Source organism: Bifidobacterium sp. 7101 (genome assembly GCF_000499285.1).
GTDB lineage: Bacteria > Actinomycetota > Actinomycetes > Actinomycetales > Bifidobacteriaceae > Bombiscardovia > Bombiscardovia apis_A.
Window position 1 is genome coordinate 21655 of the sequence record NZ_AWUN01000006.1, and the last position, 23394, is coordinate 45048.

The following is a 23394-nucleotide window of genomic DNA, read 5'->3' on the forward strand; positions in this document are numbered from 1 at the left end:
CCAGCGCCTCTGCAACTGCGAGAGCCTGGACTAAGACACAGCGGCAAACTCAGCCAAATGTCGTCACGCTCTATAGACCCCATACCTTGATCAAGTCTGTAACCCTGGTGTGCCTGCACTGTTTTTATCTCCCACTTCACAGGGATGGAACTCAATCAGACTCCCATTCTCCGTTGCAAGTTAGGCATCTTTCACCGCTTGTGCCGACAATGTTCCAAGGGCATACAATGATTCCGATCAGAAATTTCGCAATCCATCTACAGACAGATTGATGGATCCATCGCAACGACTCCGGAGGCTTGCGCAACAATGACCAGAACCGACAAAGGCGCACTGGGCGCGCTTACTGGATTGTCTTTGGGGGATGCACTGGGCATGCCCACGCAGAGCATGAGTCCAGCAGCCATCCATGAGGCCTACGGCAGGGTCGACACACTTCGTGATGCCATCGCGGATCAGCCTATAGCTCCCGGTATGCCTGCGGGGTCTGTGACCGATGACACCGAGCAGGCGCTGATTGTGGCGAATCTGGTCATCGAAGGCAAGGGACACATCGATCCAAAGGAATTCGCCAAGCGCCTTCTGGCTTGGGAGGATGATATGAAGTCGCGCGGATCGCTCGATCTGCTGGGGCCCTCCACCAAGCTGGCTCTGGAACAGGTTCGCCGAGGCGCGGACATCATGACCACGGGAAGGACCGGGACCACCAATGGGGCGGCCATGCGAGTCACCCCGGTAGGCATAGCCAACAGACCCGAAGACACCAAACGATTGGCCAATCGCATCTACGAGTCCTGCCAGGTCACCCATGACACGGTCGCAGGCTTTCAAAGTGCCGCGCTGATCGCTACGACAGTCAGTCTGGGAGTTGAGGGAATGACCGTTCGCCAGGCACTGAATGAATCCCTGCGCCTGGTGCCAGCCATGGAGACCCCCGGGGCCTGGACTCCCAAGGCGTCGGTCCCCGCACGCGCCCGCCAGGCAATACGACTGTCTGAGGAATTCAGCGATGAGGACGATTTCGAACGCCACCTCATTGAAGACTGCGGAACCTCGGTCGAGTCCAATGAGTCCGTGGCAGCCGCCTTCGCCCTGGCCTGGAGATTCGCCGACGATCCCCAATTGGCTCTGTTCACTGCGGTCAACCTTGGCGGTGATACGGACACCATCGCCGCAATGACCGGAGCAATGACCGGCGCGTGCACCGGCCCCGAGGTCTTCGACTCTGCACTCTGCTCCCAGGTGGCTTCGGTATCCCACCTCGACCTGCAGCAGACAGCCCGAGGCCTGATTGCCCTAAGGCAGTAAAGCATAAAACTGATAAGACTGAATCAGTCGGGAATACAAAAATGTAGAATCCAGGCAATCCATCACTACCTTCAGTACCAGTACATCTTGAGTCAAAGGAGACAATCCATGTCAACTGCACCAAAAGAGGGCACCATCCTCTCCAGGGTTGAGCAAAGGGGCATAGAACCCGTGCCCGAGGACCAGAGGAACGGGTCGCCCGGACAGCTCTTCTGGGTCTGGTTCGCCGCCAACATCTCGATCCTGGGAATCCCTCTGGGAGCTACCCTGATCGCCCAGGGCCTCAACCTCTGGCAGGCCGTGCTCGCCACGACCATCGGGGCCTTCGGATCCTTCGCCCTTGTCGGCATCATCTCCATAGCAGGCAGAAGAGGCGGTGCCCCCACGCTGACCCTGTCCCGGGCCATTTTCGGGGTCAGAGGCAATGCAGGCCCCACCCTGGTTGCCCTTCTGTCCAGACTGGGCTGGGAGACGGTGAACACGATGACCGGCGCTTTTGCACTGCTCTCCCTGATCGCCATCATCTTCGGCACCCCGGCTGATACCAAGCGCTCCCCCTTCCTGACCTTCGTCTGCATCGCCGTCTTTGTGGCCCTGACTGTGGTGGTCTCGGCCGCCGGTCACGCCTTCATTCTCACTGTGCAGAAATGGGCCACCTGGATATTCGGCGCCCTCACCCTCCTGGTGGCCATCTATCTGGCCACGACCGTCGACTGGTCCTCCTTCATCGGCAATGCTCCCGGCTCAGCCAGCGCCTTCCTTATCGGTGTCGGTACCATAGCCGCGGGAACGGGAATCGGCTGGGTCAACTCCGGCGCAGACATGGCCCGCTACCAGAAGACCTCGGTGAAATCCGGCTCTCTGATTCTGACTGCAGCGGCCGGCGCCGGCATCCCCCTGGTCGTGGTCATCGGCCTGGGATCGGTCCTGACAGCAGGCAACTCCACCATTGCCTCCGCCGCTGATCCGGTCGCCGCGGTTCGAAGCGCTCTGCCCGCCTGGGTCTCCATCCCCTATCTGATTGCCGCACTTGCCGGACTGCTCATGTCAAACAACCTCTCCGTATATTCGGCTGGCCTGACCACCATCACCCTGGGCATCAGAATCCCACGCGTCTACGCGGTCGTCGTCGATGTGGTGGTGACCACCTGCGGAGCCCTCTACTTCACTCTGGGTTCCGACGGGTTCTACGGCCCCTTCGTCACCTTCATCTCCCTCTTGGCAGTGCCACTGAGCACCTGGGCAGGCATCTTCCTGTCAGATATGATCTTCCGCAAGCGTTACGATTCGGACGGCCTCCTGAACCTTCAAGCCGATTCCCCCTACTGGTACTGGCACGGAGTCAACCTCTCTGCCATCATCAGCTGGCTGGTGGGGATAGTCGTCGGCTTCCTGTTCGTAACGGCCCAGGTCTCCAAGGATGAGGTCTGGTTCTCAGGACCGCTGGCCGGCAGCTTTCTGGGAAGGAACGGCCTGGCATGGCTTGTATCCCTTCTCCTGGGAGGAATCCTCTACGCCATTTTGCACCTCCTCTCCAAGGACTCCGTAGCGGTGAAGGGCAGCGGCAATGACTGAGCCAAGGATCCTCCATCTCGGTCAGGTGGTGATTGACCTGAGCATGGACATCGACCACCTTCCTGAGCGGGGAGGGGACATATTCGCCAGGCAAAGCGCCATAAAGGTCGGCGGTGGATACAACGTGATCCACGCAGCCAGGCAGATGGGGGCACCGATAGCCTACATGGGGGCGATTGGCACAGGTCCCATGGCGGACATGGCCCGTGGAGCCCTTGCCGCCCTGCAGGTTCCCGCCCAAGGGCCTGTGCTGGATGACTGTGATACCGGCTATTCAGTGGCCATGATCGAGCCCTCGGGGGAACGCACCTTCGTATCGACAAGAGGCGCAGAGACCCGCGTGCCGGAGGGAACCTACGAAAGCATGGACCTGGTTGCCGGCGATGTGATCTACCTGAGCGGGTATTCCTTCTGCCACAAGGACAACACCCGAAGCCTGGTCGGGTTCGCACACTTACACCAAGGCGAAGGATTCCCTGTGCTCTTCGACCTGGGACCCATGGTGGCCGATATTGCACTGGATGTGCTTGATACGGTCAACGGATTGCATCCGATCTGGTCGCTGAATGAACGCGAGGGACCAATCCTAGCGGAACGTCTGGGGTGCCAACCCGAAACCGGCGATGCAACCGAGCTGGAATCCCTCTGCCGCTCGCTTTCGCTGAGACTGGACAGTCCGGTGGTTCTCAGGGCCGGCGCCCGTGGTGCCTGGTACTGCCATCCCAAAGGTGCAATGCAAAGCAAGTACATTCCCACCCCACAGGTCCATGCCATAGACACCAACGGTGCTGGCGATGCCCACTCGGGCGTCCTCTGTGCGGGCATATTCCAAGGCATGCCCATTGAGGAGGCGCTGACACTGGCCAACTGCGCAGGGGCCCTTTCCACTACTCAGTCAGGTCCAGCTACCTGCCCTGATGAGGAAGCCATACGAAAGGCTGCTGCCTCCTTACAGGGGTGACCAGTGCAAAAACCAGGCGGAGCAAAGGCGGCCGCCGACTTCATGCCGACCGCCGCCTGGCCCTTCAAAGAGGGAAAAGAGGGATCAGAAAAAGGCGTATCAGAGCTGCTTGCCCAGCTGATCGGCTGCACGCAAAGCGTGAGCCACATCAGTCGGAGTCACCTCGAAGGGCATGTTGCCCATGGTTTCGTCAGGACCGCAGGCGTGCTCGCCGACCTTGAGCAAATCCTCCTCGCTGGCCTGTCCAATGCCGATCTGCTCCAGGGAGGTGGGCAGGCCCACGCTGCGGAAGAAGTCGTAGACCCTGCGGGTCTCCTCCAGGGGCCGATCCTCAAGGACCAGCTGGGCCAGGGTGCCGAAGGCCACCTTTTCTCCGTGCAGCATGGAGTGGGTACCCTCCAGGGCGGTCATCCCGTCATGAATGGCGTGGGCAGCAGCCAGGCCGGAGCTCTCGAAGCCCAGACCGCTCAGCAGGGTGTTGGCCTCGATGATCTTCTCCAGGGCGGCTGTGCGCACACCGGCCTTGGCAGCGGCCACGGCCTTGACTCCATCCTCCAGCAGGGTGTCACGGCAGAGACGGGCCAGGGCGAAGGCGGCCATGGTGGCATGTCCCCCGGTCATGGTCACCGCGTTCGACTGCACGCAGGCAGCCGCCTCATAATAGGTGGCGAAGGCATCGCCCAGTCCTGATACCAGGAAGCGCACCGGAGCCTTGGCGATCACGTCGGTATCCATCAGGACCACGTTAGGATTGGCAGGCAGGGGCAGGTAGCGGTCGAAAACGCCCTCGGGCGTGTAGAGCACGGACAGCCTTGAGCAAGGCGCATCCGATGAGGCTGCCGTGGGCACAATCATGACCGGCAGATGGGCGAAGTGGGCCACGGCCTTGGCAGTATCCAGGGTCTTGCCGCCGCCGATGCCAATCACTGCGTCGCTGCTGCCCAAACGGGCACGATGGCGGTCGATCTCCTCCATGGAGCACTCGCCGCCGAATTCCATCAGTTCGTAGGGGATCCCATCGTGCTCAAAGGAGGCGATGATGTCGTCGTGGTAGAGCCCGTCGATGACCGGATCGACGATCAGATGGGCGCCCTTGGTACCCAGAGCCGCGTATTCTCCAGCCAGCTTTCCCATGGCGCCCTCCTGCTGAACATAGGAGCCTGGAGAGCACAGAACCTTGCGCATATACACACCTTTCTCATTGCTGATCCCGCCTTCGGGACCAAATCCTTAGGGACGGGCCTCTTGGACCGCCCGAAAGTGACCCTAGTCACATTACATGGTGGGATGGGTGTGCCGCGCCGAACGGCAGGTCAGTTATGGGGAGATGGGCTGGTTGTGCTCGTCGGGGACGATTGTGGCGTAGGAGTCGTGCTGGAGGGACTGGGCGTGGAGCCGGTCGCGTCGGCAGACGGTGAAGGCGAGCTCGAGGGGTTCCCTCCCTGCTGCTGACCCTGCCCGGATCCGGATCCCTGTTCGCTGCCTTGGTTCTGATTCGACCCGGAGGGCTGGTTCTGAGGGGCACCGGGAGTCGCCTGATATTCAGGCTCCTCGGTGCGCCGCGCGGGCTTGGAGGGGGTCTCCTCCTCCTGGCTGGGGGTTACCACCTGGCTGGTCGGTGGGCTGACCACGTTACGAACCACCTTGTCGGTGCCTTCGCCCTTGGTCAGGGCATTGATGGCCAGGGCGGACAGTAGTACGGCCACCAGGGCACTGACCACGGAGACGATGATGACATTGCGTCGGCGCTGATCCAGCTTCTTCTTGCTGTTTGCCGTGATTGAGGCCGCGTGGGTTCGTGGACCATTGCTGGACGAAATGGTCCTGCCGGTCTTGGCCGTCGACTTTTCGTCGCCAACAGGGGGCATGACCTGGGTGGAGCCATCTACCGGGGCCATGACCTGGGTTGACCCGTCGGCAGCATCGTTTGAATCGCCAGGGCGACCCTTGCTCTGAGCCGGTTTCGTCGTGGCCTGTCCATCCGCATCCGAGTCGTCATCGTCCTGGTCAGCACCGCCGACCACGGACTCCTGCAGCTTCTGGCCAGAGGCTTCCAAAACATTCTTGTAGATCTGCGAGGCCACGGCAGAGACGATGGAACCGATGGCCACGCCGATGATGGATCCCGCCACACCGATCTTGGCGGCCAGCCAGAAGGAGGTCATGGCTGCAAGAGCGCCGGCGATGATCTGCGCCCAGGAAATGTCATGAAAGAACTGCTTCACTCCGACCCCTTTTGATCCAATGGCTGGTTGCTGCGCTCTTATGGTAGCTGGTGGTCATGGCGATACTGTGATGGTCGGCCGACCGCCCAAGGACCTCAGTCTGTCTGGACCAGCCCCCGAGGATTGTCCCAGTCACCCCGCATGGCGATGGCCGGACCACGATTGTAATCGATCATGGACCAGCGTAGACCGCCATCCGGCAGATCGCGTGGCATCAATCGGGCCCAGTGGGCGTTACGCATGGTGACCAGGCCCAGGTACTCGGGATATGCGTTGGCCATGCCCAGTAGAGCCTGAAGGGCCTCAGCGATAAAGGAACCATGGGAGAAGACCATGAGATCAGTGTCCGGACCAGCCCGGTGAATCCACCGGTTCAGGGTTTCCAGGCCTCGTTTGCCCACCTGGGCCTTGGTTTCAGCACCGTGGAGCAGCTCTCCCCCGGCACCCCGGGACCAGGATTCGTAATCCTCGGGCCAACGTTGACGGACCTCCTCGGCGCTGGCTCCCTCCCACTCACCGAAGCCCCGTTCACGCAGTCCGGGATCGAGATGGACCGTCTGGCCCAAGGGGTCGGCGAAGGCATGCGCGGTGGCGGCAGCCCGACCCAGGTCAGAGGAGACCACCAGCAGGTGACGGTCTTGAGGGGCGTCATCCACATACTCAGCCCGCAGCTCCTCTGCTGTCCTCTCCACCTGCCAGCGGCCTACGCTGTTGAGGGGGATGTCAATCTGGCCCTGCATCCTGTGCCCGGCATTGTATGAGGTCTGCCCATGGCGGACCACGGTCATGGAGCGCACATGCCGTCCATCCTCGGCGGTGGTATCTGTGTCAGTCATGGCTTTCCTGAGGGTCAGCGAAACGGCTGCGCAGATCATCCCCATTCAGATCATCCGCCCTGGAGGCCACCTGGCCGTCCGGGTCATCAGCGGCAAGGGTGAAGGGGTGCTCCAGCTGCAGGTCCACCTGGGGGCAGTCCTTCCATAGCCGTTCCAGGTCGTAGTAGGCCCGGGCCTGCTTGTGCATGATGTGGATGACGAAGTCCCCGTAATCCAGCAAAACCCACTGGGCCTCCTGGACGCCCTCCCGCGAACGCGGATCCAGGTTCTTCTGCAGGTGGAGCTGCTTCTCCACTTCCTCGGCGATGGCCAGGACCTGACGTTCGTTGCTGCCGGTGGCCACCATGAAGATGTCGGTGATGGCGATGGGCTGGGAGACGTCAAAGGCCACGATGTCCATGGCCTTGACATCGTTGGCGGCCCGAGCGGCCACCCGGACCGCGTCGATGGATTCCTGCAATGCTGGCACTTGTCACGCCTTTCCTTGTTGTGAAGCAGATGCTGTCATGATTTCCGCTCCCAGGCGGGCTTCCAGTCCGGAACCTGGTGCTGGTCGTTGGTGGAATAGACCATGGCTCCATCCTCGACCGGATGGCGGATGACCGATCCGGCCCCGGTGGTGACCCCGTCGCCCACCTGGACAGGAGCTACGAAGAGGTTCCCTGCGCCCACATGCACTTCCGATCCGATCTCGGTGCGGTTCTTGTGCACGCCGTCGTAGTTGGCCGTGATGGACCCGCCTCCCACGTTGCTGTCGTGGCCTATGTGGGCATCCCCCACATAGGAAAGGTGGGGCACCTTGGTCCCGTGGTCGATGGTGGCCTTCTTCATCTCCACGAAGGCCCCGGCCTTGGTGTCCTCGGCAAGGACGTTGCCGGCCCGCAGGTAGGTCCAGGGACCGATGTTGGCCCTGTCTCCGATCCGGGTCTCTTGCACGCGGGAACGTTCCACCTTGGCCTGCGGCTCGACGATGGCATCAATCAGAGTGGTATAGGGGCCGATGACCGCGTCAGAGGCGATTTCAGTATGGCCCTGCAGGAAGCATCCGGGCAGAATGACGGCATCCTGCTGGATGACCACATCGTCCTCGATCCAGGTGGTGGACGGGTCCATGATGGTCACCCCCTGGCGCATGAACTCCCGGCAGACCCGCAGGTTGTGAGCCTTGGCCAGATCAGCCAGCTGAATCCTGTCGTTGACGCCTTCGACCTTGAGCGGATCAGGAGCGGCGAAGGCCCCTACCCTGCCCAGTCGGCGGGCCGTCTCCAAGGCATCTGTCAGATAAAACTCCCCCTGGGCATTGCTGTCGTCCAGACCGCGGACCGCCTGTCGCAACAGGTCAGCCTCGAAAACGTAAACGGAGGTGTTGACCTCCTTGACGGCCAGCTCGGTGCCGGTGGCGTCACGCTGTTCGACGATGCGCAGGACCCGTCCATCCTGGTCACGGATGATGCGGCCGTATCCGGTGGGGTCGTCCAGATTGACCGTCAGCACCGTGGCTCCGTCGCCGGAGCTGACATGGTAGTCGAGCAGACTACGCAACGTGTCCGCATCCAGCAGGGGCATGTCCGAGGCGACGATCAGCACCTGGCCGTCGTGCCGAAGCTCCCCATCCAGCTGGTCCACCGCGCACTGGACCGCACGCCCCGTTCCCGGCCGGCTGTCCTGACGCACGATGCGCACCTGGGAATCATAAGAACGTGCAGCCTGCGCCACCAGATCGGCCTGATGATGAACCACCACAGCCGTCAGCTCGGGATTGAGGGCGGTCACCGAAGTCATGACCCTCTGAAGGAAGGTCTTGCCGGCCAGAGTGTGCAGAACCTTGGGATGGGCCGAGCGCATGCGAGTGCCTTCGCCTGCTGCCAGAATGATGCCAGCGGTCAGCGTCTGCCCGTCGCTCAAAACTCCACCACCCCGCTCTCGGCGATGTCGATCAGATCCTGAATGGAGTTCACCACCTGGTCGGGGCGGTAGGGGAAGGTTTCCACCTCGGATTGTGTAGTGATACCGGTCAGCACCAGGAAGGTGTTCAGGCCGGCCTCGACACCGGCAACCACATCGGTATCCATTCGGTCGCCGATCATGGCCGTGGTCTCGGAATGGCCACCCACCCTGTTCAGGGCTGTGCGGAACATGATGGGATTGGGCTTGCCCACAAAGTAAGGCTCCCGATTGGTGGCCTTGGTCACCAGGGCCGCCACCGCTCCAGCTGCCGGCAGGACGCCGTTCTCGCTGGGGCCGGTGGCGTCTGGGTTGGTGCAGATGAAGCGGGCGCCGCCCAGAATCAATCGGATGGCCGTAGTGATGGACTCAAAGGAGTATGTCCGGGTCTCGCCCAGAATCACATAGTCCGGGTTGATGTCGGAAAGGATGAATCCGGCCTCATGCAGGGCCGTGGTCAGACCGGCCTCGCCAATCACATAGGCCGATCCCTGCGGCATGGTCCGGGACACGAAATCGGCAGTGGCCAGGGCCGAGGTCCAGATACGATCCTCGGGCACATCGATGCCCGAACGACCAAGGCGGGCCGAAAGATCCCGAGGGGTGTAGATGGGATTGTTGGTCAGCACCAGATACTGGCGGTTGTTGCGCTTGAGGGTGTCGATGAATTCGGCAGCGCCGGGCAGGGCCGTGTTCTCGTGCACCAGCACGCCGTCCATGTCGGTGAGCCAGGTTTCGATCTTCTTGACTGCCAAGACAGTTCCTTTCGGTTGGTCACCGACCCCAAGAAGGCCGTCTCCGACCGGAATCGGCGAGCGTAAGCTCCCCCACCTGGATTCGAACCAAGACTAAGGGTTCCAAAGACCCGTGTGCTGCCTTTACACCATGGGGGAAAGGCGGAACCCTTCAGGCACCGCCAGGTTCATTATGCCACAGCAGGACGATTACGCCACGCCATGCCACGCAGGCAGGGCTCTAGGCGAAGAGGAAGCCCTGGCCGTGATGGGCCGGATAGGTATCGAAAAGCCGGGCCACCGAGCCGTCCTCGAAGACTGCCTTGATGGCCGAGGCCAGCAGGGGTGCGATGGACAGCACGGTCAGGCCATCCCAGCGCTTCTCCTGGGGAATGGGGACCGTGTCGGTCAGAATGACCTCCTTGGCCTTGCAGGACTTGAGCCGTTCCACGGCAGGTCCAGACATGACGCCATGAGTGGCCACAATGGTTATGGAGTTGGCGCCAGCCTCATCCAGCACGTTGCAGGCCTCGGCAATGGTGCCGCCGGTGTCGATCAGGTCGTCCACCAGCACGCAGTCCAGGCCGCGCACGTCGCCCACCACCCGATGGGCCACAGCCTTGTTGGGCTGGGTGATGTCGCGGGTCTTGTGGATGAAGGCCAGGGGCACGCCTCCCAGGCGCTGGGCCCACTGCTCAGCCACCCGGATGCGGCCCGCGTCGGGAGAGACCACGGCCACCTTGGACAGATCCATCCGGTCACGCACATAGTCCACCAGAACAGGCATGGCGATCAGGTGGTCCACAGGCCCATCAAAGAAGCCCTGGGACTGGGCAGCGTGCAGATCGACCGACATGATCCGGTCCGCGCCGGCCGCCTTGAGCAGGTCGAACATGAGCCGGCAGGAGATGGGCTCGCGGCCCAGGTGCTTCTTGTCCTGGCGGGAGTAGCCCAGGAGCGGGCAGACTGCCGTGATGGACCGTGCCGAGGCCCTCTTGAGGGCGTCAATCATGATCAGCTGTTCCATGATGGACTTGTTGACCGGGTCGGAGTGGGTCTGCAGGACGAAGACATCGGCTCCGCGCACCGACTCCGTATAACGCACATACATCTCGCCGTTGGCAAAGTCGTATGCTGTCGTCTCCAGGACGTCAATGCCGAGTTGATCGGCCACGTCCGCCGCGAGTCTGGGATGGGTCCGGCCTGTGACAAGTATGAGATTTTTTCCTGGTCTGCCTTTGAGTATCGCGCTCACCATATCTCCAAACGTTGTTTTCGCTGAAGCGGACAGCCTCCATAATAATGGCGCGCGCTGACACAGTCGGACAGTCCGTGTTGACGAGTCCGACGGTACGCAAAGCTCAGGAAGCAGAGCGGTAGAGCCCGTGCTTCTTGATGTACTGCACCACCCCGTCCGGGACCAGGTACCAGACCGGCATGCCCCGGGCCGAACGACGCCGCACGTCCGTGGACGAGATGGACAGGGCCGGAATTTCCAGGGTATCAACACAGTGGGCAGGCACCTGAAGGTTGTCAAGACTGGAGGAGTAACCGGGCCGGGAGACGGCCACGAACTTGGCCAGATCCCACATCCTGTTGGCATCCTTCCAGCGCATGATCTCGGCCACGGCGTCCGCCCCTGTGATGAAGAAGAGGTCGCTGTCAGGGCGCATCCGCTTGATGTCGCGCAGGGTGTCCACCGTGTAGGTGATGCCAGGACGCTCAATGTCCACCCGGGAGACCGTGAACTTGGGGTTGGAGGCCGTGGCGATCACGGTCATCAGATAGCGGTCCTCGGCATTGGTCACAGTCTTATCGAGCTTGAAGGCCGGGCGACCGGTGGGCACAAAGATGACCTCATCCAGGTCGTAGACCCAGGCCACCTCCGAGGCTGCCACCAAGTGACCATTGTGAATAGGGTCAAAGGTGCCGCCCATGATTCCCACCCGTGGTCGACGGTTATGGTGGGCAGGCCTACAGGCCCCGTCAATATCTGATGACTCCTGCCCGGATTCTCCCTCCTTGGACAGTTCAGACATCATCCGGTTCACCCCTGCTCACCCTCCCGTCTGGCTTCCGAGGCGTTCTCCTCGTTCTCCGACTTGGCCTCCTGGCGCATCTGCTCGGCGCTGGGGTTGACCCGATCAGGATCGATCCGCTCCATGTCGGCATTCCACTCCTCTTGGACCACACGGCGGATCTCGGAGTAGGTGGGCAGAGGGAAGCCCGGCTGGTAGGCCCGGCGCACCTGGGCCACGCATCCGGTGATGGCGACCAATGAGTCGGACAGGTCGGCGATGCGTCCCTCCTGTTCCTGTTTGCGGAAGACCGGCACCCGCTCCTCCATGACGGTGATGTCATGCCTGACCTGGTTGAGCTGGTCCTGGTCAAGGTCGTACACATCATCGGCATGTTCGTCGGGCCATCCAATCAGGACCGCATCGGCGTACTCCAGGCAGGAGCGCTGATCTGCATCCGGGATACCGTCCTCGATTTGGACCAGAAAGACGTACCGGAGCAGACTCAACCGCTCTGAAGCCACTCTTAGCCAGATGCGCGGATTGTCGTGCTCGCGCTGGAAGAGCTCTTCGATCTTCTCGTTCACGGCCGCACCTGCCCCCTGCCGTAGCCAATCCATTTGGTGGTTGTCAGCTCCTGCAGACCCATGGGACCTCGGGCATGCAGCTTCTGGGTGGAGATGCCCAGCTCGGCACCCATGCCGAACATGCCGCCATCGGTGAATCGCGTCGAGGCATTCACCATAATCACGGCCGAATCCACCCGGCGGGAAAACTCCTCCACAGCCTCGTAGTCGCGGGCCAGGATGGCCTCGGTATGGCCGGTGGAGTGACGGTTGATGTGCTCGATGGCCTGATCCAGGGAGTCCACTACGCGTACCCCCATCTTCAGGTCCAGATACTCGCGATCCCAGTCATCCTCTTCTGCGCGGACCAGCAGTTCTTCAGGCAGACCGTGCCCGGCAAGGATATCCATGGAGACCGCGTCCAGGTGCAGCTCGACCTGGGCCCTTGTCAGCGCTTGGGCCACACGGGGCAGGAATTCGGTGGCCACATCCCGGTGGACAATCAACTTTTCAGCGGCGTTGCAGACACCCACCCGCTGGGTCTTGGCGTTGACGATGATGGGAATGGCCTGATCCATATCCACCGAGCGGTCCACGTAAATGTGGACATTGCCAGCCCCGGTCTCGATGGTGGGCACGGTGGCTTGTTCGATTACGCTGCGGATCAGCCCTCGGCCACCCCTGGGCACCAGCAGATCGATATGGCCACGTGCCTTCATCAGAGCCTGGGCCCCCTCGCGACCGTATCGGTCCACGGAAGCCACCAGAGCCGAATCCAACCCCTGCTCACGAAGCACCCCGCCTATCAGCTCAACCAGGGCACGATTGGTGCGATCGGCCGCGTGACCCCCTCGCAGGAGGGCCGCATTGCCGGACTTGAGGCAGAGGGCCACCACATCGATGGTGACATTGGGGCGGGCCTCGTAAATCATGGCCACCACACCCAGAGGAACCCGCACCTGATTGAGCCGCATGCCGTTGGGCATGTCATGGCCGCGAACCACTTCGCCCAGGGGATCGGTCAGCCCAGCCACCTTGCGCACGGCCCGGGCGGCATCCGCGATACGAACCTTGTCCAAGCGCAGACGGTCGATCAGACCGGCGCTCATTCCTTCTTCAAAGGCCTGGGTGCAGTCCTGCTCATTGACTGCGGCAATCTGATCTGCCTGGTCGATCAGTTCATCGGCCAGGGCCAGCAAGAGGGCGTTCCTGGCCTGACCGGTCATGCCCGCCAGACCTGCCTGTGCAGCGGCCGCCGCATCGGCCATGGCACAGACCCGATCGAACACATCCTGGCGACCGGAGTTATCGCTTTCACTCATGTTCGTCAGATCCTTTCGCCCTCACGGGTCCGCTGGACCCATTTCTGTACCGATTGTAACCCTCAGCAGGGGCAATGACGACAGGAGGAGGGAGGGCATTGCTGCTCCCCCTCCTCCAAGGACCAATCAGTGGGTCTGATCCAGCTCAGGATAGAGCGGGAAGGCCTCGACCAGCCGGTCCACTCGAGCCTTAAGAGCATCCAGATCCGCCTGGGGACCCTGGGCGAGCGCAGTACCGATCACGTCGGCCACCTCCTCGTACTGGGCCGGGCCGAATCCGCGCGTGGCCAGGGCGGAGGTCCCGATGCGCAGACCTGAGGCCACAGATGCCGGACGGGGATCGAAGGGCACCGTATTGCGGTTGACGGTGATGCCGATCTTAGCCAGCAGATCCTCCCCCTGGCGGCCGTCCATCTCGCTGTTGCGCAGATCCACCATGACCAGGTGGACATCTGTTCCACCTGTGAGCACGGTGATGCCGTTGTCAGCCACATCCTTGGCCATCAGACGCTCGGCCAGAATCTTGGCGCCCTCCAAGGTGCGCTCCATCCGTTCCTTGAATTCAGGCGTGCCGGCCAGCTTGAAGGCCACAGCCTTGGCGGCGATCACATGCATGAGCGGGCCGCCCTGGTTGCCGGGGAAGACCGAGGAGTTGAGCTTCTTGGCATACTCCTGACGGGCCAGGATGAATCCGGATCGGGGTCCTCCCAGGGTCTTGTGGGCCGTGGAGGAGACCACATCGGCATAGGGCACCGGGCTGGGGTGCAGGCCGGCTGCCACCATACCCGCAAAGTGGGCCATATCCACCCAGAACTTGGCTCCCACCTCGTCGGCGATTTCCTTCATGGCTGCGAAGTCCTCGATGCGCGGATAGGCGCTCCACCCGCCGATGATCAGGGCGGGATGGGTCTCCAGAGCCCTCTGGCGGATGATTTCGGGTTCGATACGGAAGGTGTCCGGATCGACTCCGTAGGATTCGGCATGGTAAAAGCGCCCGGAGAAGTTGATCTTCATGCCGTGGGTCAGGTGGCCGCCATGGTCCAGGGCCAGTCCCAGCACGGTGTCGCCAGGCTTGATCAGGGCCTGATAGACGGCGGCGTTGGCCTGGGCGCCCGAATGGGGCTGGACGTTGGCGTACTCAGCGCCGAACAGGGCCTTGGCGCGGTCCCGGGCCAGGTTCTCGACCTGGTCCACCCACTCGCATCCGCCGTAGTAGCGTCTTCCCGGATAGCCCTCGGCATACTTGTTGGTCAGCACGGATCCCTGGGCCTGCAAGACGGCCTTGGGTACAAAGTTCTCAGAGGCGATCATCTCCAGACCGCCACGCTGACGTTCCAACTCTCCATCCAGCAGTGCAGCGATCTCCGGATCTACCTGCGAGATCGAAGAGTTCAGGACATCGTAGGATTGCTGCACCGGGTTCTCTTCGACCATGGGTCACTCCTTTGTCTATAACGTACAGCCTCGGATACAGGGGCTGGTGGGCAATACTGTACGCCATGCCAACCCCTGGCAGGCCGTGGCGTCCATAGACGGTTTCCTCCGCAGGCCGAGCAAGGCCGTGGTTCGGACCCCTGTACGGGGTAGAATGCCCTGGTAATGATCAGTTCGGCGACATGGCGGAGGGGCAGGCAACCATGAGCACATACCACAGCACCCGAGGCGGCAAGGAGCAGCTGCAGTCCAAGCAGGCCATCAGACGAGGCCTGGCTCCTGACGGCGGACTCTACGTCAGCGATGAACTGGACGCTGAAACCATCGACCCTGCCTCGGTTGCCGGCCTGGACTACAAGGGTACGGCCAAACTGGTCCTTTCGAGACTGCTGAGCGATTACTCTTCCGCTCAGCTGGACTCCTGCCTGGACGCGGCCTACGGAGAACAGTGGTCCGATCCGGCAATCACCCCTCTGGTGGACCTGGGCGGCAACGATTTCGTACTGGAGCTCTTCCGCGGACCCACCTCGGCCTTCAAGGACGTGGCCTTGCAGCTTCTGCCGAGACTGATGGCCCTGGCCGGGGAGGATGGCGAGCGGATCATGGTGCTCACAGCCACCTCCGGAGACACGGGCAAGGCTGCGCTGGCCGGATTCGCAGACGCGCCGGGCACCGGCATCACCGTCTTCTATCCTCAAGGCAAGGTCAGCCAGATCCAGCGCCTGCAGATGGTCACTCAGGAGGGCGGCAATCTGCAGGTCTGTGCGGTTCGTGGCAATTTCGACGATGCCCAATCCGCAGTCAAGTCCATCTTCGCCGACGCCGACCTGGCTCATGAACTGAGCGAGAAGGCCTCAACCGTTCTCTCCTCGGCCAACTCCATCAATGTGGGGCGCCTGGCTCCACAGGTCGTCTACTACTTCCGGGCCTACGGGTCCCTGATGGAACGGGGAGTGATCAGACCTGGGGATCCTGTCGAATTCTGCGTGCCCACAGGTAATTTCGGCGATGTGCTGGCAGGATACTATGCCAAGATTATGGGGCTTCCAGTGGCCCGCCTGACCGTGGCCTCGGACCGCAACCGGGTCCTCAACGACTTCCTGACCACAGGAGTCTATGACCGCAACCGTCCCTTCTACACCACCACCTCCCCCAGCATGGACATCCTGATCTCCTCCAACCTGGAGCGGATGCTCTACTACATGGCCGACGGCGACACCAAGCTGATTGCCTCGCTTATGGCCGATCTGGAGTCCACGGGACGCTACCAGGTGCCTGATGCCCTGCTGACCAGAATCCGCGGGCTCTTCTCCTGCGGTTGGGCCGACGAGGACCAGGTGGCATCGGCCATCGGCAACTGCTGGGAGAATCGAGGATACCTGATCGATCCGCATACGGCCTGTGGTTACCAGGTCATGACCGGACAGACCGACCGGGATTCCGCTGTGCCCCGGGTGCTGCTGTCCACAGCAAGCCCCTACAAGTTCCCCCGGGTGGTCTGCCAATCCCTGGGCCTGGAGACCCCGGACAGCGACTTCGACTGCATGGACATCCTGGCCGAGGCCACCAACACCAGGCCCCCAAAGGCTCTGCGCACCCTGGAAAACGCACCTGTGCGCTTCCAGGACTGCATCGATCCCGGGGACATGTCCGACTACGTCCGCCACGCGGTCATACAGTCCTGAAGCCTGAGCGAGTCGGCTCAGATCTCCTTCCTGGCATAGACCTTGCGAGATAGGACTATCGAAACCATATCAACCGCCAGAATCAAGGCCAGCCCGAGGAGCACTGGCCGCCACAAGTCGGATGTCAGAAATCGCACGATTGAATTCCAGAAGGTCCCCCAGTCCACGGGCAGCAAACTGCCGATAAGGGCCATGATTGGTACCAAACCAAGAAGCGCCAGGAAGACTATCATTGCCTTAACTGGTTCCAGCCAATAAAACAAGGGTGTGGCTACTGCAAAAAGCAACGATTCCAACAGGAACAACCCCAGAGCAAACAAGACAGTGTCGCGCCAATGGTCCTGACCATGCAAAAATGTATCAGTAGCGTAGAAGAAGAATATTGCATAGCCGCAAGACTGAACTAGGACCAGCAGAATTACAGCAGCATAACGTCCGAATACCTGGTGATCACGTGTTATGGGCAGCAGACCATTCAATCGAATTGCCGTACTGTTGAAATCGACGAACATACCAAATACCAGGCCTACAAGCAGTCCGATTCCCATGCTGGTTACTGCCCCAGTCAATGCAGTCCGTGCATCTTCCCCGTCATTGCCTGTCAGGGCCATGACTAGGTTCAGCAGGATTCCGATGAGGGGCACGGACATGAAAATCAGCACACCGACCCAAGTTCTCCCTGCTCCTGAGAAACGTTGCATGTCCAACCTGATCTGCTTGGCTATCGCCTTCATGACTCCACCTCCTTATTCCTGTCGGCTGCTGCAGGTGAGCCTGCGGTCAGTCTAATGATGTTGTCAAAGTCGGCCCGCTCCACCAGGTAGCGGTCCTCTGAAGGCTCCACGGCGGCAGGGAAAGCCGATGCCAGAAAATCCTTCAAGTGTTCAGTAGGGACCAAAGCCTCGAAACCAGTGGCGGAACGCTGCAAGCCCATCAGATGCGGCATTTGTTCTCTAGCCAGATCGTCCGGCCCTCCTCTCACTATCTGAAAAGCCTCCATCAGCTCGTCCTTAGGACCGGTGTAGAAGACAGACCCTCGATTGATGTAGGTAACGAAGTCAGCCACCCGTTCAAGATCCGCGGTGATGTGCGTGGAGAAAAGCACCGAGTGACGACCGTCGCCGATGTAGTCCAGCAGAATATCCATGAGCTCGTCCCTGGCCAGGACATCCAGACCACTGGTGGGCTCATCCAGAATCAGGAGCCTTGCATCGTGGCTGAGAGCGACAGCCAGCATCAGTTTCATCTGCATGCCACGGGAGAGCTTGCCGATTTTGCGGTTTTCCTGCAGACCGAACCGACGCAGATAGTCCTGATAGCGATCACTGTTCCAAGAGGGATACATGGGTGCCATCACTGGCTCGACGGCCTTGACCTTCCATGTCTCCAGGAAATAAATGGAATCGAATACCACGCCCAAGTCTGCTTTGACCTCTTCCTCCTGGTTCAAGGGATCACGGCCCAAAATGCTGATTTCTCCGCTATCTCGACGGGTCATATTCAGCAAGAGCCGGATCAGGGTGGATTTGCCTGCGCCGTTGGGACCTATCAATCCCATGATGTAACCCATCGGCAGGTCCATGGTGACCTGCTGCAGGCGGAAACCCGTGCCGTCAGCCTTGACGTAGCTTTTCCCCAGATCACTGACGCGCAGGGCATAGTCGGCCCCTTCAACAGAAGTAGTCATCGGCGGTGATGCACACATGCTGTTATTCCTTTCCTTCTTCGGGCGTTGGTGCGGAACCCTTGCCGCCCAGCAGGCCGTCGAGCATGCCACGAATACGGTCCGGCTCCATGTCGGCTCGACGAGCCGTATCTACCGCCTCGCCCAGCAGGGACTGCACGCGGTCCTCCAGATGCTGTCGCATGACCTGGTCGCCGCTATCGGCCACGAAGGTCCCCTTGCCCTGAATGTTCTCCACCAAGCCCTCTTGGGCGAGTTCGGTATAGGCGCGGGTCACAGTCAGCACGGACACCCTGAGTTCCTGCGAGAGATGACGCAGGGAAGGCAGTCCCTCCCCCGCTTTCAGGTCTCCGATCAGGATGGCCGAACGTATCTGGTCCTCGATCTGCCGATAAATCGGCTGTCCGGACAGGGATGAGATGATCAGCTTCATCCAAGCCCCTTTCATTGATTGTCGGTACAACCCTGGCTGAGCTGTACCGGTGTTCATGTATACACTATAACAGTTTGGTCATGAAGGCAAACCAGCCGTTGATTTTCCAAGGATCTACGAACATGGTTCGAGAACTGATAGATACGGCCCTATAGTGCTGAAATTCCGGCCGACCAGAATTTCGGACAAAATCCATTTGGACGAGGTCATCGCCGCATTGTTCATGTAAAAGGCGGATATAGTGTCATCAACGAAAATCCGGCATGGTCGTTGCCGCACGGCCATCTACACCGATTGCCTGCTGTTGAATCATAAGAATGAAGAGCAGCAGAAGCACGGATGTCGAGCATGCATCAGCACGACCACAAAAGGCAGCAAAGTCGCCAAAACTTGCCAAAGTCGCTGAATCGACAGACTTCGGCACCACGAAGTTCAGAGGACAACCAGACCTATCGGGTCTGGAGTCTGCTGGAGGACAGAAGCTCTCGGGCGTGCTTTAGGGAGGTTGCGGACTCGCTGCCGGCCAGCATCCGGGCGATCTCCCGCTCTCTGTCTTTGCCTTCCACCTGGTGGACCAGGGTTTCTACGGCATCGCCGCCCTCCCGGCCCTTGGCCACGACGAATTGTCGATCGGCCCAGGAAGCCACCTGTGGCAGATGGGTGACCACAATCACCTGGGCGGTGACAGCCAGCCGGGCCAGACGACGACCAAGCTCCACAGCAGCCCGTCCGCCGACACCAGCATCCACCTCGTCGAAGATGAAGGTCATGGTCGGACCGCAAACCTGGGAATCTAAACCGGTATGCCCATGGCCAGGTCCATCAGACCCCGATGATGTCCGGGTTTCCGCGGCCACCAGCTCCAGAGCCAGCATGAGACGGCTGAGTTCGCCGCCCGAGGCGCTCTTGCCCATGGGTAGCAGGTCCGAACCTGGATATGGCCTGAAGAGAAAGTCGATCTGGTCCAGACCATGTCCGTCCATCTCCTGGTCCTGACGCGGCCTGACGCGAATCTCAAGCCCAGCGCCCGCCATGGCCAGGGAGCGCAATTCGCCATCGACAAGATCGCTCAGTCGTCTTGCAGCCTTGGCCCGTGACGCAGACAGATTCCGTGCGGCCTTCAAGGCGCTTCCGCGAAGCTGCTCAACCTGACCTTGAAGCTCCTCCAACTTCTCGGGTGAGGCATCCATGTCCTCAAGTTCGAATGCAGCCTTTTTGCGCCAAGCCAGAACATCGTCGATGTCCGGTCCCCAGCGTCGGGTCAGCTCATCGAGATCATGAATGCGAGCATTGATCTTGTCCAGATCGCCCTCCTGGCCTTCGTCGTCCAGCTGGCTGCTCAGGGTGAAGACCAGGTCAGACAGGTCGGCATTCAGCGCGCGCAGCCGCTGGGCCGACTCCTGAAAGACCCCCTCCACACCGATGCCCTCCAGGGCAGCAATGGCTCTTTCGACCAGAGCCGTGGCCGATGGTGCGTCAGCATCGGGGTCGATCTGACCGGAGTCCAGGGCGGACAGTGCGGACATGACCCCCTGACTGATCTGGGCAGCGTGCTCGATCCTGTCCCGCTGTGCTTTGAGTTCACGATCCTCGCCGGAATGGGGGTCGACCCGGTCGATCCGGGCGATGGATTCTCTGAGATAATCAGCTTGGGCCATAGCGCCGGACTGTTGATTACGCAGCTCCTCCAGATGGTCCTGGGCCTGTCGGTACTGCCTGAAGGCCTTGGAAAAAGCCTCCAGCTGCGGGCTATCACCGGCATAGGCATCCAGAAATTCGCGCTGCCGGGCCGGACTGGCCATACGCATCTGATCCGCCTGCCCATGGACGGTGACCAGCATTCCAGCCACCTCCTCCAGCAAGCCACGAGGTGCCGTCCTGCCGTTCAGAGCGGCACGGGAACGCCCCTTGACCGGCATGGTTCGGGCCAGGAAGATCTGCCCCTCATCCTCCAAGGGCAGACCAGCCTCGGTGATGGCAGCGGTCACTGGATTCTCAGCTCCTGCCGCTCCAGCATCGAAAATCCCCTGCACCCAGGACTCACGGGCTCCAGGCGACACCAGTTGGGGGCGGGCAGTGGACCCCGAAATCAGCCTGATGGCGTTGAGCAGCATGGACTTGCCAGCCCCGGTCTCCCCAGTGATGGCCGTCATGCCAGCGGCGGGCCGTAACAGGGCGTGATGGATGGGACCCAGGTCTCGTACTTCCAGCTCTTCCAACATCAGTGCTCCTTGTTCGACTCTGACGGCTCCCCCTGGTCCTGCCCATTCGCAGCCGCCGAGGGGCGATGCTGCTCCCTCCAGCCGACCACTGGCAGATCGAACTTGGAGACCAGCCTTCTGGTGAAGGGCACTCCCGACAGCCTGGCCAGCCTCAGGATGTCGTGGGACTGCCGCACCACGATGCGGGACCGCTTGGGCACAGGCCGTTGGCGGCGCCCGTCATTACAGATCCAGCCGGCCGACTGGGAATCACCCAGAATATCCAGAGTGAACTGCGACTTTGGGCCGATAATCAGGGACCGGGCGAAGAGGGCGTGGGCAGCTATGGGCACCATCTGCAGCGACTGCGCATCCGGCCAGACGATGGGTCCGCCCACCGAAAAGGCATAGGCTGTCGATCCGGTCGGGGTAGCCACAATCATGCCGTCACAGCCAAAGGAGCTCATCTCCACATCGTCCACTCTGACCGAGACCTCGATCATCTTGCCCCGATCATATCGTTCCAGGGTCATGTCGTTGAGGGCCCAGTCGCTCAGTGGTCGATCGGCCCCGGGTATCCACAGGTCCACATGGGCCACCATGCGCTCGTCGATGGAGTAATCATGATCGGCCACCCGGCGAATGGCCTCCCCTATCTGGAAGCTCTCGAACTCCGCCAGGAATCCCACATGACCCAGATTGACCCCCAGGATGGGCACCTCGGTGCCCTTGACCAACTCCGCAGCCCGCAGAATGGTCCCGTCGCCGCCCAGAACGATGACGATCTCGGTGTCGTCGGCCACCTTCTGGCTAGGGCTGCCGAATTCCGGGGCGGCAATGTTGTCGACAATCGAGACGCGAAATCCGTCCCGGCGTAGCTGCTCCTCAACCTCGTCCACCAGGTGGCCGCTTGCCCGGACCCGGCTGTGCGTGACCACGACAGCGCTACGAGCACCCATGGGGCCTCCCTTCCGGCAACAATGAACATCCTATCGGGCCCGGCCAACAGCAGAGCTCATCGTGGCGGGGTCAGGCCAAACGACGACCAGCAGCTGCGGCCACGCCCTGACCGGTCTCATAGTGGGGCGATCCCGTCCCGTCCACAGCATCGGCATCCACCACAACACGGGAGACGTCCGTCCTATCGGGCAGTTCGAACATGGTTGCCTCAAGGGTGTGCTCAATGATTCCCCGCAATCCTCGGGCGCCCACCTTGCGCTCCAGGGCGATGGCAGCAACCCGATCCAAGGCGGCATCGGTGAAGACCAGATCGGCCCCGTCATCCAGGAACATGCGCCGGTACTGGTCGACCAGGGCATTGTCCGGTTCGGTCAGCACACGCCGAAGCTCATCGGCGCCCAGCGGCTCCAGGGTGGATATGACCGGCAAGCGCCCCACGAACTCGGGAAGCAAGCCAAACTGTTCCAAATCCTCGGCCCTGACCTGACTCATGACCCGATCGTCGGGCACCCTATCACTCCCCTGGGTAGCCGAGAATCCGCTCTCTCGCAGACCCAGCCGTCGACGGACAATCTCCTCAAGACCGACGAAGGCGCCGCCGCAGATGAAGAGGATGTTGGCCGTGTCCATGATGACCGTGCGGACATCCCCGTGCCGCCGCGAACCCTGTACCGGCACGCGGGCCTGGGTGCCCTCGATGATCTTGAGCAGGGCCTGCTGGACCCCCTCGCCGGACACGTCACGTGTGATGGAGGTATTCTCGCCAGACTTCCTGGCGATCTTGTCGATCTCGTCGATGTAGATAATCCCCCGCTGTGCCAAGTCCATGTTGCCACCTGCAGCCTGGAGCAGCCCCTGCAGGACTGACTCCACGTCCTCGCCCACATACCCGGCCTCGGTCAGGCTGGTGGCGTCCACAATGACAAAGGGGACGTTCATGATGGTGGCCAGCGTCCGTGCCAGGTAGGTCTTGCCCACGCCGGTGGGACCCATGAGCAGGATGTTGGACTTGTCCACCTGGACGCGTGGTGTCGCGTCCTTGCGATCAAACGCAATGTCAGCCACACGGCCACGGTCGCCCAAGTCCATATTGACGCGCTTGTAGTGGTTGTAGACAGCCACCGACAGGGTGCGCTTGGCGGCCTCCTGGCCGATGACGTACCGATTCAGATAGGCGAATATCTTCGAGGGTGCAGGCAGGGCCACCCTCTGGTCGGCGGCATCCTTGGCCATGTCCTCCTGGATGATCTGGGCGCAGAGACGTATGCATTCGTCGCAGATGGCGCAGGAAGGCCCCTTGACCAGGCGGCGCACCTGATGCTCGTCCTTGCCGCAAAACTCGCAGCGATTCAGTCCGTCATTGTAGCTGACCACACGGCCCATGGCTCTCCCTTCCCGGAGAATTCCCGAGGATCGCCGAAATCAAACTTTGACTGGCATCGTCCATGATGCCAAAAACGTCCGGAGGCCGTAGGTACAAGGGACCCGCCGCCATCCGGACGATCAAT

The 23394-nt window shown here is 61.3% G+C and carries 21 protein-coding genes and 1 tRNA gene; 4 read left to right on the forward strand and 18 right to left on the reverse strand.

What is annotated here, in order from left to right; all coding sequences use genetic code 11:
• Positions 1 to 309: 309 nt before the first annotated feature.
• The 3 genes from P272_RS0107510 to P272_RS0107520 all read left to right on the forward strand — a co-directional run bounded on the left by P272_RS0107510 (position 310) and on the right by P272_RS0107520 (position 3844).
• Positions 310 to 1308, forward strand: coding sequence for an ADP-ribosylglycohydrolase family protein (locus P272_RS0107510; RefSeq protein WP_029678925.1), 999 nt, complete (start codon positions 310 to 312; stop codon positions 1306 to 1308).
• A gap of 108 nt (positions 1309 to 1416) precedes the next feature.
• Positions 1417 to 2883 carry a purine-cytosine permease family protein gene (locus P272_RS0107515; RefSeq protein WP_029678926.1) on the forward strand — a complete coding sequence of 489 codons (1467 nt, stop codon included), beginning with the start codon at positions 1417 to 1419 and terminating at the stop codon, positions 2881 to 2883.
• Positions 2876 to 3844: a PfkB family carbohydrate kinase gene (locus P272_RS0107520; protein ID WP_029678927.1), complete on the forward strand. Its 969-nt coding sequence runs from the start codon at positions 2876 to 2878 to the stop codon at positions 3842 to 3844. The genes P272_RS0107515 and P272_RS0107520 overlap by 8 nt, the downstream gene beginning before the upstream one ends.
• A gap of 99 nt (positions 3845 to 3943) precedes the next feature.
• On the opposite strand, the gene P272_RS0107525 is transcribed toward P272_RS0107520, so the two are convergent.
• The 12 genes from P272_RS0107525 to glyA all read right to left on the reverse strand — a co-directional run bounded on the left by P272_RS0107525 (position 3944) and on the right by glyA (position 14923).
• The gene (locus P272_RS0107525; RefSeq protein ID WP_029678928.1) at positions 3944 to 5029 is read right to left on the reverse strand and encodes a glycerol dehydrogenase; all 1086 of its coding nucleotides are present in this window, start codon (positions 5027 to 5029) and stop codon (positions 3944 to 3946) included.
• Between the two features lie 128 nt (positions 5030 to 5157).
• Complete coding sequence (locus P272_RS0107530) at positions 5158 to 6069, reverse strand: hypothetical protein (protein ID WP_052323239.1); 912 nt, start codon at positions 6067 to 6069, stop codon at positions 5158 to 5160.
• A gap of 95 nt (positions 6070 to 6164) precedes the next feature.
• Positions 6165 to 6905 (reverse strand): histidine phosphatase family protein, encoded by a 741-nt coding sequence (locus P272_RS0107535; RefSeq protein WP_029678930.1) that lies wholly within the window; start codon positions 6903 to 6905, stop codon positions 6165 to 6167.
• Positions 6898 to 7374, reverse strand: coding sequence for a ribosome silencing factor (gene rsfS / locus P272_RS0107540; RefSeq protein WP_029678931.1), 477 nt, complete (start codon positions 7372 to 7374; stop codon positions 6898 to 6900). The genes P272_RS0107535 and rsfS overlap by 8 nt, the downstream gene beginning before the upstream one ends.
• Positions 7375 to 7409: 35 nt before the next feature.
• Positions 7410 to 8792, reverse strand: a complete 1383-nt coding sequence (gene glmU / locus P272_RS0107545) for a bifunctional UDP-N-acetylglucosamine diphosphorylase/glucosamine-1-phosphate N-acetyltransferase GlmU (RefSeq protein WP_301280132.1) — start codon at positions 8790 to 8792, stop codon at positions 7410 to 7412.
• Between the two features lie 14 nt (positions 8793 to 8806).
• On the reverse strand, positions 8807 to 9604 hold the full coding sequence (locus P272_RS0107550) for an HAD-IIA family hydrolase (RefSeq protein WP_029678933.1): 798 nt from the start codon (positions 9602 to 9604) through the stop codon (positions 8807 to 8809).
• A gap of 67 nt (positions 9605 to 9671) precedes the next feature.
• A tRNA-Gln gene (locus P272_RS0107555) sits at positions 9672 to 9742 on the reverse strand.
• Between the two features lie 82 nt (positions 9743 to 9824).
• Complete coding sequence (locus P272_RS0107560; protein WP_029678934.1) at positions 9825 to 10841, reverse strand: ribose-phosphate diphosphokinase; 1017 nt, start codon at positions 10839 to 10841, stop codon at positions 9825 to 9827.
• Between the two features lie 103 nt (positions 10842 to 10944).
• A complete protein-coding gene (gene nadD, locus P272_RS0107565) occupies positions 10945 to 11625 on the reverse strand; it encodes a nicotinate-nucleotide adenylyltransferase (RefSeq protein WP_029678935.1) in 681 nt (226 codons plus the stop codon).
• Between the two features lie 5 nt (positions 11626 to 11630).
• Positions 11631 to 12188, reverse strand: coding sequence for a phosphoribosylglycinamide synthetase (locus P272_RS0107570; RefSeq protein ID WP_081709108.1), 558 nt, complete (start codon positions 12186 to 12188; stop codon positions 11631 to 11633).
• Positions 12185 to 13498 carry a glutamate-5-semialdehyde dehydrogenase gene (locus P272_RS0107575; RefSeq protein WP_441293862.1) on the reverse strand — a complete coding sequence of 438 codons (1314 nt, stop codon included), beginning with the start codon at positions 13496 to 13498 and terminating at the stop codon, positions 12185 to 12187. Before P272_RS0107575 ends, P272_RS0107570 begins: the two co-directional genes overlap by 4 nt.
• Before the next feature lie 117 nt (positions 13499 to 13615).
• A complete protein-coding gene (glyA, locus tag P272_RS0107580; RefSeq protein ID WP_029678938.1) occupies positions 13616 to 14923 on the reverse strand; it encodes a serine hydroxymethyltransferase in 1308 nt (435 codons plus the stop codon).
• Positions 14924 to 15126: 203 nt separating this feature from the next.
• Between glyA and thrC the strand changes: the two genes are divergently transcribed.
• On the forward strand, positions 15127 to 16608 hold the full coding sequence (gene thrC / locus P272_RS0107585; RefSeq protein ID WP_029678939.1) for a threonine synthase: 1482 nt from the start codon (positions 15127 to 15129) through the stop codon (positions 16606 to 16608).
• A 17-nt stretch (positions 16609 to 16625) separates the two neighbouring features.
• On the opposite strand, the gene P272_RS0107590 is transcribed toward thrC, so the two are convergent.
• From P272_RS0107590 to clpX, 6 genes are all read right to left on the reverse strand, one after another.
• On the reverse strand, positions 16626 to 17342 hold the full coding sequence (locus P272_RS0107590) for an ABC-2 transporter permease (RefSeq protein ID WP_029678940.1): 717 nt from the start codon (positions 17340 to 17342) through the stop codon (positions 16626 to 16628).
• On the reverse strand, positions 17339 to 18295 hold the full coding sequence (locus tag P272_RS0107595) for an ABC transporter ATP-binding protein (RefSeq protein ID WP_029678941.1): 957 nt from the start codon (positions 18293 to 18295) through the stop codon (positions 17339 to 17341). The genes P272_RS0107590 and P272_RS0107595 overlap by 4 nt, the downstream gene beginning before the upstream one ends.
• A 22-nt stretch (positions 18296 to 18317) precedes the next feature.
• Positions 18318 to 18725: a GntR family transcriptional regulator gene (locus P272_RS0107600; RefSeq protein WP_029678942.1), complete on the reverse strand. Its 408-nt coding sequence runs from the start codon at positions 18723 to 18725 to the stop codon at positions 18318 to 18320.
• A 449-nt stretch (positions 18726 to 19174) separates the two neighbouring features.
• Complete coding sequence (locus P272_RS0107605) at positions 19175 to 20947, reverse strand: DNA repair protein RecN (RefSeq protein ID WP_029678943.1); 1773 nt, start codon at positions 20945 to 20947, stop codon at positions 19175 to 19177.
• Complete coding sequence (locus P272_RS0107610) at positions 20947 to 21885, reverse strand: NAD kinase (protein WP_029678944.1); 939 nt, start codon at positions 21883 to 21885, stop codon at positions 20947 to 20949. Before P272_RS0107610 ends, P272_RS0107605 begins: the two co-directional genes overlap by 1 nt.
• A 70-nt stretch (positions 21886 to 21955) precedes the next feature.
• Entirely contained in the window at positions 21956 to 23269 is a 1314-nt protein-coding gene (gene clpX, locus P272_RS0107615; protein WP_029678945.1) for an ATP-dependent Clp protease ATP-binding subunit ClpX, read from the reverse strand.
• Positions 23270 to 23394 lie beyond the last annotated feature (125 nt).

Coding starts and splice junctions, on each gene's coding strand:
- P272_RS0107510 (WP_029678925.1), top strand. CDS start 310: ATGACCAGAACCGACAAAGGCGCACTGGGCGCGCTTACTGGATTGTCT.
- P272_RS0107515 (WP_029678926.1), top strand. CDS start 1,417: ATGTCAACTGCACCAAAAGAGGGCACCATCCTCTCCAGGGTTGAGCAA.
- P272_RS0107520 (WP_029678927.1), top strand. CDS start 2,876: ATGACTGAGCCAAGGATCCTCCATCTCGGTCAGGTGGTGATTGACCTG.
- P272_RS0107525 (WP_029678928.1), bottom strand. CDS start 5,029: ATGCGCAAGGTTCTGTGCTCTCCAGGCTCCTATGTTCAGCAGGAGGGC.
- P272_RS0107535 (WP_029678930.1), bottom strand. CDS start 6,905: ATGACTGACACAGATACCACCGCCGAGGATGGACGGCATGTGCGCTCC.
- P272_RS0107560 (WP_029678934.1), bottom strand. CDS start 10,841: ATGGTGAGCGCGATACTCAAAGGCAGACCAGGAAAAAATCTCATACTT.
- nadD (WP_029678935.1), bottom strand. CDS start 11,625: ATGATGTCTGAACTGTCCAAGGAGGGAGAATCCGGGCAGGAGTCATCA.
- glyA (WP_029678938.1), bottom strand. CDS start 14,923: ATGGTCGAAGAGAACCCGGTGCAGCAATCCTACGATGTCCTGAACTCT.
- thrC (WP_029678939.1), top strand. CDS start 15,127: ATGAGCACATACCACAGCACCCGAGGCGGCAAGGAGCAGCTGCAGTCC.
- P272_RS0107590 (WP_029678940.1), bottom strand. CDS start 17,342: ATGAAGGCGATAGCCAAGCAGATCAGGTTGGACATGCAACGTTTCTCA.
- P272_RS0107595 (WP_029678941.1), bottom strand. CDS start 18,295: ATGACTACTTCTGTTGAAGGGGCCGACTATGCCCTGCGCGTCAGTGAT.
- P272_RS0107600 (WP_029678942.1), bottom strand. CDS start 18,725: ATGAAGCTGATCATCTCATCCCTGTCCGGACAGCCGATTTATCGGCAG.
- P272_RS0107605 (WP_029678943.1), bottom strand. CDS start 20,947: ATGTTGGAAGAGCTGGAAGTACGAGACCTGGGTCCCATCCATCACGCC.
- P272_RS0107610 (WP_029678944.1), bottom strand. CDS start 21,885: ATGGGTGCTCGTAGCGCTGTCGTGGTCACGCACAGCCGGGTCCGGGCA.
- clpX (WP_029678945.1), bottom strand. CDS start 23,269: ATGGGCCGTGTGGTCAGCTACAATGACGGACTGAATCGCTGCGAGTTT.